At 35.5% G+C, this 14,901-nt stretch carries 12 protein-coding genes; all 12 read right to left on the minus strand.

All coding sequences use genetic code 11. The features are described 5' to 3' along the window. Positions 1–11: 11 nt before the first annotated feature. Positions 12–317, minus strand: a complete 306-nt coding sequence (locus ABS911_RS06790) for a YlxQ-related RNA-binding protein (RefSeq protein WP_350450095.1) — start codon at positions 315–317, stop codon at positions 12–14. Further along, positions 314–598: an RNase P modulator RnpM gene (gene rnpM / locus ABS911_RS06795; protein ID WP_350466933.1), complete on the minus strand. Its 285-nt coding sequence runs from the start codon at positions 596–598 to the stop codon at positions 314–316. Before rnpM ends, ABS911_RS06790 begins: the two co-directional genes overlap by 4 nt. A gap of 15 nt (positions 599–613) precedes the next feature. Next, the gene (nusA, locus tag ABS911_RS06800; RefSeq protein ID WP_350466934.1) at positions 614–1,891 is read right to left on the minus strand and encodes a transcription termination factor NusA; all 1,278 of its coding nucleotides are present in this window, start codon (positions 1,889–1,891) and stop codon (positions 614–616) included. Positions 1,892–1,927: 36 nt separating this feature from the next. Further along, positions 1,928–2,401, minus strand: coding sequence for a ribosome maturation factor RimP (gene rimP, locus ABS911_RS06805; RefSeq protein ID WP_350466935.1), 474 nt, complete (start codon positions 2,399–2,401; stop codon positions 1,928–1,930). A 197-nt stretch (positions 2,402–2,598) separates the two neighbouring features. Further along, entirely contained in the window at positions 2,599–6,939 is a 4,341-nt protein-coding gene (locus ABS911_RS06810; RefSeq protein WP_350466936.1) for a PolC-type DNA polymerase III, read from the minus strand. A 134-nt stretch (positions 6,940–7,073) separates the two neighbouring features. After that, entirely contained in the window at positions 7,074–8,780 is a 1,707-nt protein-coding gene (locus tag ABS911_RS06815) for a proline--tRNA ligase (protein ID WP_350466937.1), read from the minus strand. A gap of 59 nt (positions 8,781–8,839) precedes the next feature. Further along, positions 8,840–10,114, minus strand: coding sequence for an RIP metalloprotease RseP (gene rseP, locus ABS911_RS06820; RefSeq protein ID WP_350466938.1), 1,275 nt, complete (start codon positions 10,112–10,114; stop codon positions 8,840–8,842). A gap of 185 nt (positions 10,115–10,299) precedes the next feature. Then, positions 10,300–11,085 (minus strand): phosphatidate cytidylyltransferase, encoded by a 786-nt coding sequence (locus ABS911_RS06825; RefSeq protein WP_350466939.1) that lies wholly within the window; start codon positions 11,083–11,085, stop codon positions 10,300–10,302. A gap of 21 nt (positions 11,086–11,106) precedes the next feature. Beyond that, positions 11,107–11,919, minus strand: a complete 813-nt coding sequence (gene uppS / locus ABS911_RS06830) for an undecaprenyl pyrophosphate synthase (protein ID WP_502880510.1) — start codon at positions 11,917–11,919, stop codon at positions 11,107–11,109. Between the two features lie 403 nt (positions 11,920–12,322). Beyond that, positions 12,323–12,880, minus strand: a complete 558-nt coding sequence (gene frr, locus ABS911_RS06835) for a ribosome recycling factor (protein ID WP_035022782.1) — start codon at positions 12,878–12,880, stop codon at positions 12,323–12,325. Positions 12,881–12,882: 2 nt separating this feature from the next. Beyond that, positions 12,883–13,605: a UMP kinase gene (gene pyrH, locus ABS911_RS06840; protein ID WP_013710712.1), complete on the minus strand. Its 723-nt coding sequence runs from the start codon at positions 13,603–13,605 to the stop codon at positions 12,883–12,885. Between the two features lie 238 nt (positions 13,606–13,843). Next, the gene (gene tsf / locus ABS911_RS06845) at positions 13,844–14,725 is read right to left on the minus strand and encodes a translation elongation factor Ts (protein ID WP_350466941.1); all 882 of its coding nucleotides are present in this window, start codon (positions 14,723–14,725) and stop codon (positions 13,844–13,846) included. Positions 14,726–14,901: the final 176 nt, after the last annotated feature.

Genomic DNA, 14,901 nt, shown 5'->3' on the forward strand with positions numbered 1-14,901 from the left:
TCACCCTCCAATTAAATTGATAATAATTCTCGGAATTTTTTTCCAAAGCCATTATCCGTGATGGTGCAAATGGTTCGTTCTCTTCCTATTGCTTGGCTTAATTCACTTCTCGTAAAGTGAATTATAAAAGGAATTTCATAATAACTACACTTATCCGAGACTTTTTTCTTCGTGTTTTCACTTGCATCGGTCGCTACAATCACAATTTTAGCAGATTGATTTCTGATTTCTTTTAAACTTAAATCTTCACCAGTAGTCAGTTTCCCTGCTCGTGTTGCCATGCCTAAAAGATTTAATACTTTTTGTTCTTCTATCATAAACTCATCCTAGCTTTTTGATGCGTAACATAGTCCAAAAGTTCTTGATAAAAAGCATCGTCCAATTTTACACCCAATACTTTATCCAGCACATGTTTTTCCCATGCAGATTGTACGATTTCAGGTTCGATTGAGACATAAGCTCCTCGTCCAGGCAATTTCCCGCTTGGATCGATAGATACTTGATTTTCTTTATTGACCACAATGCGAAGCATATCTTTTTTAGGTTTCATTTCGTTGGAAATAACACATTTCCTCATAGGAATTTTACGTTTTGGCATCATTTTCACCTCTTGTTAGTCTTCCACGTTATCCCGTTCTTCAGCTAATTCAATCAATTCTTCTGCAGATTCAGCATCTAAATTACCTTCTCCAATGTCATCAGCTATTGTGATTTCATCAAATTCAGAATCTAGATCTTCAACAGATTCAATGATTTCTTCTTCATTCATTTCTTGTTCTTGACTTTCAATCGTTTCAATTACTTCAGCATATTTAACATCTTTTTCTAAACCAGTTTCTTCTTTAGCCAAATTAATAGCCTCCATGTCTGTTTCAGATTTGATATCGATTTTATAGCCTGTTAATTTAGCCGCTAATCGAGCATTTTGTCCGCGTTTCCCAATTGCAAGAGACAGTTGGTAATCAGGAACAACTACTAAACAGCTGCCGGCAGATTCATTGAATGTCACACTGACAACTTGAGCAGGATTCAAAGCATTTCCGATATAAGTTGCAGGATCTGCATCCCATTCAACGATATCCATGTTTTCACCTTTTAACTCATTTACAATCGCTTGAACACGTTGTCCTTTAGGTCCTACACATGTTCCAACTGGATCAATGTGTTCTTCTCTCGAACGAACAGCTACCTTAGCGCGGTCGCCTGCTTCTCTAGCGATTGAAACAATTTCGACCACTCCATCATAAATTTCAGGAACTTCTTGTTCGAATAAGCGTTTCAATAAATCAGGATGACTACGACTAACAAAAATTTGTGGACCTTTTGATGTATTTTCAACTTTTGTTACGTAAACTTTGATACGATCATGCGGTTTATATACTTCATTAGGAATTTGTTCTTGTTTAGATAAAACAGCTTCAATTTTGCCTAAATTAACATAGATGTAACGGTGATCTTGTCTTTCAACAATTCCTTGCATAATATCATTTTCATAAGCAATGAATTCATTATAGATAATGTTTCTTTCAGCTTCTCGTACACGTTGCATGATGACTTGTTTAGCTGTTTGCGCAGCAATTCTTCCAAAGTCTTTAGGAGTTACTTCAAAACGAATTTTGTCGCCTAATTCATACGCTTTGTTTAATTCTAAAGCTTCTTCCATGCCTACTTCAAGACGAGAATCATAAACGACGTCTACCACTTCTTTAACAGAGTAAACATGGATATTCCCTTTTTTTAAATCAAATTCAACTTCAACGTTTTGTGCTTGATCATAGTTTCTTTTGTACGCTGAAACTAAAGCAACTTCTAAAGCTTCGATAACGAATTCTTTTGAAATTCCTTTTTCTTGTTCCAAAGCCTCAAGAGCATTTAACATTTCTTTGCTCATTTTTCACTTCTCTCCTATCCTTAACACTGATTTAAATTAAAATTGAATCGCTCTTCTAGCTTTCGCAATTGTTTTTCGACTGAATTCGATATCTTTCACTCTAGTTTTAACGCGAATAGTCAATGTTAACGTTTCATCGTTTACTTCTTTTAAAGTACCTTCATAAACTTTTTCGCCATCTACAGGTTCGTATAAAGAAATATGGATGTATTCCCCTACTGCATTGACATAATCTTCTTCTTTTTTTAGTGGTCTTTCAGCTCCAGGAGATGAAACCTCTAAGAAGTATGCTTGCGGTATTGGATCCGGATTGATTTTATCCATGTGTTCGCTAATTTGTTCGCTAACCAATGCACAATCCTCTAAATCAATACCTTCTGGCTTATCAATATAAACTCTCAAGAACCAGTTTTTGCCTTCTTTTATAAATTCAATGTCTTCTAATTCAAACTGATTTCTTTCAACAATAGGTTGCACGATTTCAGTTACTGTTTCTACCACATTACTCAACTTTTTCGCCTCCTTATAGTTAGTTTTCTAACTTACTGCCGAAAAAGAGTGAGCGTCACCGCTCACTCTCAACAGAATATCTAAATCCAAATAAATAGTACCATAAATTCAAGTAATAAGCAACAAAACACCATCAAATAAGTCTTTTCAGTTGTCTTTCACTTTAAAAATTTTTCTGATCTAAATCAGTTGAATACTTAAAAGAGATCAAATAATGATAATTGATTTTCATCTGGTAATCCTTTTAAGACACCATTTTCATTTAAAAACTCAATAACAGTTTTAGAAACTTTCCCTCTTTTAGCTAAATCTTCTTTAGAAAGGAACGGTTTATCGTTTCTGGCTTCTTTAATTTGTTTGGCCACATTGGCTCCTAAACTCGGTACAGCTCTAAATGGCGCGATAAGCGAATTGCCTTCAATAACAAAATTAGTTGGATCTGATTTTTCTAGATCTACCATTTTAAATTCAAATCCACGCTCAACCATCTCATTACACAATTCTAAAACGGTTAGTGTATTTTTTTCTTTTGTTGAAGCATCTAATCCTTTATCGGTAATTTCTTTCATCTTTAATTTCAAGCTCTCTTTCCCTTTCGCCATAGCAACTAAATCAAAATCATCGGCACGTACGGAAAAGTAAGCCGCGTAATAAAGAATTGGAAAGTGTACTTTATAATAAGCTACTCGTAAAGCCATTAATACGTATGCCGCAGCATGGGCTTTAGGGAACATATACTTGATTTTCAAACAAGATTCGATATACCATTCAGGAATTTTTTGATCTCGCATAGCTTTTTGCCAATCATCAGGGATTCCTTTCCCTTTACGAACAGATTCCATGATTTTGAAGGCTATCCCATCTTCTAAACCGTTATGGATAAGATAAACCATGATATCATCACGACAACCAATTACTTCTGATAAAGGGATATTATTCATACGAATCAGTTCTTCTGCATTTCCTAACCATACATCTGTTCCATGTGACAACCCGGATATTTGGAGCAACTCAGCAAAAGTTGTCGGCATGGTCTCTTCTAACATCCCTCGTACAAAACGTGTACCAAATTCTGGTATACCTAATGTACCTGTTTTGGATTGGATTTGTTCTGGCGTTACACCAAGGACTTCAGTTCCACCAAAAATTTTCATAACTTCTGGATCATCAGTCGGAATGGTTTTAGGATCAATCCCAGATAAATCTTGCAACATTCTAATAACGGTTGGATCATCATGACCCAAGATATCTAGTTTTAACACATTGTCATGGATAGAATGGAAATCAAAGTGTGTTGTTTTCCATTCTGAATCTTGAGCATCTGCTGGAAATTGGATAGGAGTGAAATCATATACGTCCATATAGTCGGGTATAACAATAATTCCGCCTGGATGTTGACCGGTTGTCCGTTTGACTCCAGTTGACCCTTTTGCCAATCGATCAATTTCTGCAGCACGTAAGGACAAATTATTGTCTCGTTCGTATCCTTTTACATAACCAAATGCGGTTCTGTCTGCAACAGTACCAATCGTTCCAGCACGGAATACATATTCTTCACCGAAGAGTTCTTTCGTGTAATTATGTGCTTTTGCTTGATAGTCACCTGAGAAATTCAAGTCAATATCCGGTACTTTGTCTCCATAAAAACCTAGGAACGTTTCGAATGGAATATCGTGTCCATCTTTGTGCAGACGTGCTTCACATTTCGGACAGTTTTTATCTGGCAGATCATACCCCGACCCAACAGAGCCATCTGTAAAGAATTCAGAGAACTGGCAGTTAGGGCAAGTATAGTGTGGTGGCATCGGGTTAACTTCTGTGATTCCGGTCATTGTTGCAACAAAACTGGAACCAACAGATCCCCTTGAACCAACTAGGTAACCATCTGACATACTCTTATGGACCAATTTTTGTGAAATCAAATAGATAACCGAGAACCCGTTCCCAATAATACTGTTCAGCTCTTTTTCGATTCTTTTTTCAATGATTTCTGGTAAAGGATTGCCATATAATCTATGCGCTTCATCATAACTCAATTGACGTATTTCATCTTCTGAACCTTCAATTTTTGGAGTGTATAGATCCGTTTTGACCGGTGTAATATCATCTTCCACCATGTCCGCAATCTTATTGGTGTTTTCAACAACAATTTGTTGTGCTGTTTCTTTTCCTAAGAATGAAAATGTTTCTAACATTTCAGTTGTCGTTCTAAAATGAACTTCCGGTAATTCGGCCCGATTCAACGCATTTGCTCCACCTTGAGAATTGATCAAAATTTTACGATAAATACTGTCTTCTGGATTTAAATAATGCACATTTCCAGTTGCAACTACCGGTATATTCAATTCTCCGCCTATTTTAACAAGATTACGAATAATTTCTTCTAAATCTGATTCATTTGTAACCAACTCTTGTTCGATTAAAGGTGCATAAACTTCTTTTGGCATAACTTCAATATAATCATAAAATTTCGCTTTATTTTTTGCTTCATCGTATCCTTTTTGCATCATGGCTTCAAAAACTTCTCCTTGACTGCAAGCTGTACCGATGATCAATCCTTCTCTAAGCTTATTCAGTTCAGAACGCGGCAATCGTGCCGTCCGGAAGAAATAATTGACCATAGATGAAGAAATCAATTTAAAAAGATTTTTTAACCCAACTTGAGAAGTTGCGATGATGGTTGCATGAAATGGTCGAGCCCGTTTATAAGCATCGCCTTCACCAATGTGTTCGTTTAATTGATCATGATAAAACATCTCATGTTCTTCTCTAGCCTCTTTTAGAAACAGCCAGCACAATTGTCCAGTCGTTTCAGAGTCAAAAATAGCACGGTGATGCTGTTCTAAATTAATTCCGTACTTTTTAGCTAAGGTGTTTAAGCGATGACTCTTATATTGTGGGTGTAAAAAACGAGACAATTCAAGCGTATCAATCACCGGATTTGTAGCATCTGGAATATTGTATTTAGCATTACTGGTATTTAAAAAGCCCATATCAAAACTAGCATTATGAGCAACGAGTATATGATCGCCCGCAAATTCTTTAAATAACGTTAAGACTTCTTCCTCAGATTTTGAACCCTGAACCATTTCATCCGTAATACCTGTTAAATTAATCGTTGTTTGTGACAAAGGATGACCGGGATCAATAAATTGTTCAAAAGACTCAATAATATTGCCTTTGTGCATTTTAACTGCTGACAACTCAATGATGCTATTATAAACAGCTGAAAGCCCAGTTGTCTCCACGTCAAAGACGACATAAATGGCTTCTGATAACTCAATATGTCCAGGATTATAGGCAATCGGAACACCATCATCTACGATATTCGCTTCAATTCCGTAAAGGACTTTAATGCCATTTTTTTGACCAGCATGGAAAGCATCTGGGAAAGATTGCGCACCAAAGTGATCTGTTATCGCAACAGCCTTATGACCCCACTTAGCTGCTTGATCTACTAGATCTGTAACCGTATTGGTTGCATCCATTTGACTCATATTGCTATGCAAATGCAACTCAACCCGTTTATTATCCTCTGGAGCAGTATCTTTACGTGTTTCGTGGTCCCATTCTGTAATGTCTTGGGCATTCAACACGAGATCACGCATAAAGTTGTCTTCTTGGACACTACCTCTTACTCGGATCCACATTCCTTTTTTTACAGCCGCAAAAGCTGCTTCATCTTCAGGAGAGTTAGAGAATTTTTTTACTGAAAAAGAAGACGTATAGTCTGTCATTTTTAGTATAAGTAATTGTCTTTCAGATCGTAATACCCGTACTTCAACATCAAAAACATATCCTTCGATTGTGACACGACGCTCTTCTTCAACAATTTGATCCATCTGTTTAACTTCTTCTTTAGCCGTAATTTTCCGACCTAAAACGATTGGACCTTTTTGAGTTTGAACTTGATTTTTATTGTGTTTCTTTTCTTGTTCTGCTTTTTGTATATTCTCATTGGCTCGAATAGCTAATAAAGTTTCCGATTCTTCTTTTTTCGCCTGGAATTCAGCTATTTTCTTCAGATGAGATTCCTCATCAATAACAGGTTCGATTTTAAATCTTGGAAAACCTAAAGAAACATATGCTTCTTCAACTGGTGGCAAATACTGGTTCATTAAATGCCCTTTGACAACTTCATTTTCAACAAAAAATTGAATCTTTTTCCCATTTAAAAGTGGAAATTGTTCTCTAAAAGGTTTATCACAGATTGGCGAAGAAACTGCACTTAATTTCACTGCAGATGACCAATAATGTTCAAGCTTTTCAATGGTCAGTTTTGGTTGAAGCGTTTCAATGGTTAGTTGAACACTTGCAATTGGATTAAAAGCCAACTGCATTTTTTCAGAAAGATTTTGATAAATTTCAAATGGCAAAATATCTTGAAATTGCAAATGGAAGTTCCAGCATTTGGATAATTTATGAACCGTCACCTTTAAAACTTTTGCTTGAGAAAAATGAGTCTTGTAACGGTCTTCATGTTGCAAACCTATTTGTTCTAGTAATTTTTGAAATAATTCTTCTTGATTTAAACTCATGAGAAACTCCTTTCACTTACTAAGGGTAGTACTAAGAAGCAAAACTAACAATCAAAGTACAATTGTAAAAGGAGTACAGACAAGTGGATGTGCTTACTTGTTTGAACTCCTTTAATAGTAGTGTCTTCGTGCGATTAAATAGAACTTAGTAGAATATTTAGTGTATCGATTAATTCTTCGGTACGTACTTCTAAAGCTTCTCCAGTTTTTCTAAGTTTCAATTCAACAATGTTTTCTTGAGCTTTTTTACCTACTGTAATTCGGATAGGCATTCCGATTAAATCTGAATCTTTGAATTTTACACCGACACGTTCATTACGGTCGTCTAATAAAACTGAAAAACCAGCATTTTGTAATGTCGTATATAACTCATTTGATAAGCTAACTTGATCATCAGCTTTCATATTAACAGGAATCAAATGTAGTTCATATGGCGCTAAATGTCTTGGCCAGTTCAAACCTTCCTCACTCGATTGTTGCTCAGTAATAGCAGACAGTAAGCGACTAACACCAATTCCGTAACAACCCATCACTACTGGAATCGAACGCCCATTATTATCTAAAACAGTAGCATTCATTGATTCTGAATAACGAGTTCCCAATTTGAAGATATGACCTATCTCGATTCCTTTAGTGAATTTCAATACTCCTTGTCCATCAGGGGATAATTCTCCTTCTTGAACAAAGCGTAAATCAACATAGTCTTCAATCGATGAATCACGATTTAAATTAACATTCAAATAATGATAGCCATTTTCATTCGCTCCAGCAACAGCATTGACCATGTCTTGGACATACACATCTGCAAGAACTTTTACTTCTTCACTGATGCCCACTGGACCAATCGAACCCGCATTTACACCAAGATAGTTAATTGTTTCTTCATCTGTTGCTAACTCTAAAAAGGCAGCATCAAGATAGTTTTTTAATTTAACATCATTTACTTCATGATCACCTCGGATGATAACTAAAACAGGCTTTTCGTCTGCAATGAATAATAGACTCTTCATAATTTTTTCTGGTGCTACTTGCAAGAATTCAGAAACTTCAGCAATCGTTTTGCTGTTTGGCGTTTCAAGTTTTTCTAAAGCTTTTTCATTCTCAAGCGATTTTTTATGCATATGGAAACTTGTAGCCATTTCTAAGTTTGCTGAATAGTCACTTGAATCTGAATAAACAATTGTATCTTCACCAATATCCGATAAAGCCATAAATTCTTTCGAATTGCTGCCTCCCATTGCACCAGCGTCGCCGATAATGCTTCTAAAATCCAAACCGCAACGTTCAAATATTCTTGTATAAGCTTTTTCGAAATCTTGATAGGTTGCATCTAAGCTTTCAAAACTATCATGGAAAGAGTAAGCATCTTTCATAATAAATTCTCTTCCTCTTAACAAACCAGAACGAGGACGTTTTTCATCTCGGAACTTTGTTTGAATTTGATACAAAGAAAGCGGCAACCGTTTATACGAAGAAATTTCATCACGTATTAAAGTTGTAAAAGCTTCTTCATGAGTAGGTCCTAAAAGATAATCACGTCCATGACGGTCTTGCAATGTCATCAAGTCTTCGCCATACGTTTCATAACGTCCGGATTCTTCCCACAGTTCACGCGGCAATAATGAAGGCATCAACATTTCAACTGCATTGATTTTTTCAAATTCTTCACGCATAATATTTTTCAATTTCTCTAATACACGTGTTGCCAATGGCAAGTAGCTGTAAACACCACTTGATATTTGTCTGATGTATCCAGCTCTTAACAACATTTTATGGCTAAGAACTTCTGCCTCATTAGGTACATCTCTTAAAGTTGGAATAAATAATTTTGATTGTTTCATCGTTTGCTGTCTCCTTTTTGACACATTAAATTCATCTCTATTAATTTTTTTGTTACACTTTAATTAAAAAAATACGTCTGGATATCGTTCCATGTAACTAACACCATTAATAATAACAGTAAGGCGATACCAACCAATGTAATGATACCCTCTTTTTCTTCACTTAATGGTTTACCTCTTATACCCTCTACAATGTTTAATATTAGTTTCCCACCGTCAAGACCTGGTATGGGCAACAAATTCACGATTCCTAAATTTACACTTAGGGCGGCAAGCCAATTGACTATTCCTATTAACCCTGTTCTAACAACTGTCTCAGTCGTTGCATAAATAGCAACTGGACCGCCAAACATGTCAATTGAGAATCCTTTTGTAAACATCGAACCTAGCACAGTAAACAATTGAGTCATCAAAAACCAAGTTTGAGTAAAGCCAAAACTGATTTTCGCCCAAAATGATGTATTCAAACTATTTTCTACACCAATTTGACCTACTTCGGTTCCATCAGCCGTTTCATTAGCAACTGGTGTTAGTGGCACTGTTTTCTCAGTACCATCAGCTGATTCGATATGAAATAGCAATTCCTTATCAGGATTCACTCGTACGATTTCTACCATTTCAGTCCAGCTGGTAATCTTTTCATCATCGATCTGAACAATACGGTCGCCATCTTTTAAACCAGCTTCCGCTGCCGGACTATCTGGAACCACCGTACCTAAAACATTTTCTTGGCTGACTACTCCACCTTGCATGAAAGCAAGCACCATAAACGCAACCACAGCTAAAATAATATTGTTCATTGGACCCGCAAAGTTTGTCATCATTCTTTTTGGCAAACTAGCAGATTGAAACTGAACGTCAAGCGGTGCAATCTGAACTTCTGTTCCATCTTCTTCTATGATCATGGCATCTCTTAGTACTGGATAGCGGACCAAGTTTGTTTCATCTCCAGCTAAGTAACCCTCTACATATAAATCTTTTTCTAAATCAATAGCGCTTATTTCCATTGGGACAGCATCTAATAATTGCTTTTTCTTATAATTATTGATTAATGTCACTTCATTATTATCGTTTACTATTAAGCCAATCGGTGTACCTGGTTTTATTTCAGTTTCTTCTTCGTATCCAGCCATACGAACGTATCCACCCACTGGTAAGATGCGAATCGTAAACGTTGTTTCACCTTTACGATAGGAAAATATTTTAGGGCCAAATCCAATAGCAAATTCTCTAACTAAAATACCTGCTTTTTTTGCAAAATAATAATGTCCGAATTCGTGAAAAATAACTAAAATACTAAACACTATAATAAAGGTAATAATGGTAGTGATCATATACTCTCTCCTTTAGTACTTCATTAAAAATTTATCTCTAATTTTATGATTAAACCTGCATACAAAACAAGTTTAATTCTATCATAATTTGAGTGTAATAACCAATCGACTTATCAATTTATTGTCTATACGAGAAAAGTAGCCATCACAATAAAGGACAACTACTTTCTTGTTTCATATGAAGATTAAATTAATCCTGAAAAATAAAGGATTGGTAATACAAAAAGCAAGCTGTCAAAACGATCTAAAATTCCGCCATGACCAGGAAGCAAATTACCAGAATCTTTCACGTTGTAATACCGTTTAAATGCAGATTCAACTAAATCACCAAGTTGTCCAGCTACTGAAAGAACAACTGTTAAAGCTAACATCCAACCTGTATTGTAATTTTGTGGATAGTAAGTCAAATAAATGAATCCTACGATAAGAGCCATAACTACTCCGCCCAAAGCACCTTCAATGGTTTTATTAGGACTGATTGATGGAGCAAGTTTGTGTTTACCCAGTTTTCTGCCAATCAAGTACGCTCCAATATCTGTTGCCCAAACCACAAATAAAACAAATAACAATAAATCTAATCCAGAATGTCTTGTTAACAACAAGAATCTAAAACCATACCCTATATACATTATTCCAAGAACTGAAACAGCAACATCATCAAACGTAAAATTGTTTTTTGAAAATACGGTACAGACTAATAATAATAAGACAAAGAGATATAAAACCACTTGTGAGTTCATATATTCTGGTAAAAACATGGATACATAATGTGGAAATAACAATACTAATAATGCCAAAATAGAAATAATGCCTTCGATTGTAAAGAGCTTATTGCCCTTCATTCTAAATAGTTCAAATAATGCAATTATCCCCAGTCCTGCAACTACAAGTTCTAAAATCCAAGAACCCATATAAACGACTGGAACAAAAAGAATAAGAGCAACAATTGCCGTTATAATACGTTGTTTCACTTGTATTTCCTCCTAACTTAATTATAATCCCCCAAAACGTCGGTGTCGTTTTTGATAAACTCCGATAGCTCGTTCCAATGCTTGTTCATTAAAGTCAGGCCAAAGCTCTTGAGAAAAGTAAAATTCACTATATGCATTTTGCCATAACATAAAATTACTGATTCGCTCTTCACCACTCGTGCGAATCATAAAATCAACATTTTGATAATCCTTTAACGCATGTGTCATTAGAGATTCTTCAAATAAAGATTCTGTAATATCTTCAACCTCAATTTCTCCAGATTTTACTTTTTTAGCGATAGCTTTAGAAGCTTCAATCAATTCACTGCGTCCTCCATAATTAAGCGCAAAATTTAAAACCATACCTGTATTCTCTTTAGTATCTGCTATGGCCTTTTCAACAGCGTTGCGAGTATGTTTAGGGAGTTGTTCTGTAAAACCTATAACTTGCACTTGAACGTTTTGCTCCATTAATTCAGGTACAAAAGTGTCAAAAAAATCAACCGGTAATTGCATTAAAAAGCTTACTTCATCATCAGGACGTTTCCAATTTTCAGTTGAAAATGCGTAAAGCGATAATACCTTTACACCCATTTGACTTGCTCTTTTGGTTATTTTTTTTACAGTATTCATTCCTTCTTTATGACCAGCGATTCGAGGCATGAATTTATTTTGAGCCCAACGTCCGTTTCCATCCATAATAATAGCAATATGTTGTGGAATTTTTTCATCAGCGTTAAAAGAAACATCTGTCATTTCTTTTTCTTTTTGATTTCTTTTCTTAAATAACCAGTTCAAGTGTTTCCCTCCACTTCGTAATTCACCATTACTCATTGTAGCAAAAAAGGGGGTAAAATCCTATTAAATTTGATAATAAACATTTTTTTTAGCAAATCCTTAAGAAATAGCAATAGTTGTTTCATTAGATTCTTTTATAAATTTCGTACCCTGCTTATTTGTTCACCAAATGATGTTAATGAGAGCCTTTTAGTGGGTTCAAAAAATGAATAATGCTATAATAAATTATACTCAGATAGTTAATTAAGGAGGACATTAAAATGAAAAGAAGAATTAAAAAATTCATAGTCGGTTTAATCATTTCCGCTATAGTAACCAAGTTAACGAGTTTGTTAATGGGTAACGATAAAGAAAAAGCTTAATTTAAAGTGTTTTTCATAAATAAAAGCACTACAGACCTTACGTAAAGGGTCTGTAGTGCTTTTTGCTTGTTCCAAAATTATACGTCTAATAATTCTTTTTCTTTATCTGCAGCGATACCATCAATATTTTTAACACTATCATTTGTAATTTTTTGGATGTCTTCTTCAAAAGTACGCAAATCATCTTGAGTAATTTCGTTATTTTTTTCTGCTTTTTTCAATTCATCAATTGCTTCACGACGAATGTTACGAACGGAAACTTTAGCATTTTCAGCTTCTTTACCCACTTTTTTTGCTAATTCTTTACGGCGCTCTTCTGTTAATTGTGGAATGACCAAACGAATAACATTTCCGTCATTTGCCGGGCTGATCCCAAGATCACTTTGCATAATTGCTTTTTCAATATCAGAAATAGATGTTTTATCAAATGGAGTAACCATTAACACACGAGGTTCTGGTACTGAAATTTGAGCCAATTGTTTTAAAGGTGTTGGTGCTCCATAATAGACAACATTGATTCTGTCTAATAGTCCTGCATTGGCACGGCCTGCACGAATTGTTCCTAGTTCACGTTGTAAAGCACCTTCTGTTTTAACCATTTTTTCTTTCATTGTTTCTAAAATTGCGTTTGTCATAATTATTTCCCCCTAACCGTTGTTCCAATAGTTTCACCTAATGCAACACGTTTTATATTTCCAGTTTCATTTAAATTAAACACGACCAATGGAATGTTGTTGTCCATACTCAAAGAACTTGCAGTTGTATCCATCACTTGTAAACCTTTATTGATGATTTCCAAATGCGTCAATTCTTCAAATTTTGTAGCTGTTTTATCTAGTTTAGGATCCGCTGAGTAAATACCATCAACGTTATTTTTAGCCATCAAGATAACGTCAGCATCGATTTCTGCTGCTCTTAAAGCAGATGTTGTATCTGTTGAGAAATAAGGATTTCCAGTTCCACCAGCAAAGATGACAACTCGTCCTTTTTCTAAATGACGTACTGCTTTTCTACGAATATACGGTTCAGCAATTTGGCGCATCTCGATAGATGTTTGCACACGTGTTGGGACCCCTTCGTTTTCAAGGCAATCTTGCAATGCTAATGCATTCATAACTGTAGCGAGCATTCCCATATAGTCTGCTTGTGCTCGTTCCATACCCATTTCAGAACCCACTTGACCGCGCCAAATGTTTCCGCCTCCAACAACGATGGCAATTTCTACACCTAATTCTTTTACTTCTTTAATTTCTTTACAAATTTCTTTTATTGTTGGTGGTTTTATTCCAAATCCTGTATCACCAGCTAAGGCTTCACCGCTTAGTTTTAAAACAACACGTTTGTACTTTGGTTCATTCATTTATATTTCCCTCCATTGGCTCGTTCACTTTTACTATTTTACCATACTCTGACAGAAACTTCATTTAAAAGATGGACCTTGTACCGGTTCCTTTATTGAGATCACTATGTATCAAAAATTTACAGAACGAACAAGTTTACTCTCTTTTAACTAGCTTGGTCAAAAGAAAATGAGTCAACAAAAAACTGTAGTAAAAAAGGAACGCAACTGTTGCGCTCCTTTTTTAACTAAAATCGATTTATTTATTAACTTGATTCATAACTTCTTCAGCAAAGTTATCTTCACGTTTTTCAATTCCTTCGCCAACTTCAAAGCGAACAAATGATTTAACTACAGCACCTTTAGATGCAATGTATTTACCAACTGTTAAATCAGGATCTTTAACAAAAGGTTGGTCAACTAAAGAAATTTCAGCTAAATATTTATTTAAACGACCTTGGATCATTTTTTCAACGATATTAGCTGGTTTTCCTTCGTTTAAAGCTTGCTCAGTCAATATTTTTGTTTCGTGATCGATTTCTTCTTGAGAAACTTGGTCGCGAGAAACGTATTTAGGATTGATAGCAGCAATATGCATAGCAATATCGCGAGCAACGTCTTCGTCAGTTGTTCCTTCAAGAACAACTAATACAGCAATACGTCCTCCCATGTGAGAGTAAGCTCCAAAAGCGTCTGCGTCAGTTTTTTCAACACGTGCAAAACGACGTAATTCGATTTTTTCACCGATTTTAGTTACTCCTGCTAATATTTCAGTTTCTACAGTACCGTTTCCTGCTTTAAGAGATTGAGCCGCTTCAACTGTTTCAGGATTTCCTTCAGCAATTGCTTCAGTTACATCTTTAACTAATTTTTGGAATTGTTCATTTTTAGAAACAAAGTCAGTTTCAGAGTTGATTTCTGTAATAGAACCAACATTTCCGTTAACATATACGCCAGCTAGTCCTTCAGCAGCGATACGGTCAGCTTTTTTAGCCGCTTTTGCCATACCTGTTTCTCTTAAGTGATCCACTGCAGCATCGATGTCTCCATCAACGGCAACCAATGCTTTTTTAGCGTCCATCATTCCAACGCCTGTCATGTCACGTAATTTTTTAACTAGTTGAGCTGTTACTTTTGCCATTCTATATTTCCTCCTAATGAGTTGTATTAGTTTTTTTTTATTAATTTTCATAAAAAAAGGCTGACTCGTCAAGAAAGAAATGACGCCGCTTCGTAAAAAGTCGCTTCTCACTTCTCCCTACTCGAGACAGCCTATATCAATTTAATTAGTTATTATTCAGCGTTATTTCCTTCAAC

The sequence above is a fragment of the Carnobacterium sp. genome (assembly GCF_040274425.1).

What these genes read in the sequence shown, in the direction of transcription:
- ABS911_RS06790 (WP_350450095.1), bottom strand. Translation starts at nt 317, where the DNA reads ATGATAGAAGAACAAAAAGTATTAAATCTTTTAGGCATGGCAACACGA.
- rnpM (WP_350466933.1), bottom strand. Translation starts at nt 598, where the DNA reads ATGCCAAAACGTAAAATTCCTATGAGGAAATGTGTTATTTCCAACGAA.
- nusA (WP_350466934.1), bottom strand. Translation starts at nt 1,891, where the DNA reads ATGAGCAAAGAAATGTTAAATGCTCTTGAGGCTTTGGAACAAGAAAAA.
- ABS911_RS06810 (WP_350466936.1), bottom strand. Translation starts at nt 6,939, where the DNA reads ATGAGTTTAAATCAAGAAGAATTATTTCAAAAATTACTAGAACAAATA.
- ABS911_RS06815 (WP_350466937.1), bottom strand. Translation starts at nt 8,780, where the DNA reads ATGAAACAATCAAAATTATTTATTCCAACTTTAAGAGATGTACCTAAT.
- rseP (WP_350466938.1), bottom strand. Translation starts at nt 10,114, where the DNA reads ATGATCACTACCATTATTACCTTTATTATAGTGTTTAGTATTTTAGTT.
- uppS (WP_502880510.1), bottom strand. Translation starts at nt 11,919, where the DNA reads ATGAGTAATGGTGAATTACGAAGTGGAGGGAAACACTTGAACTGGTTA.
- frr (WP_035022782.1), bottom strand. Translation starts at nt 12,880, where the DNA reads ATGACAAACGCAATTTTAGAAACAATGAAAGAAAAAATGGTTAAAACA.
- pyrH (WP_013710712.1), bottom strand. Translation starts at nt 13,605, where the DNA reads ATGAATGAACCAAAGTACAAACGTGTTGTTTTAAAACTAAGCGGTGAA.
- tsf (WP_350466941.1), bottom strand. Translation starts at nt 14,725, where the DNA reads ATGGCAAAAGTAACAGCTCAACTAGTTAAAAAATTACGTGACATGACA.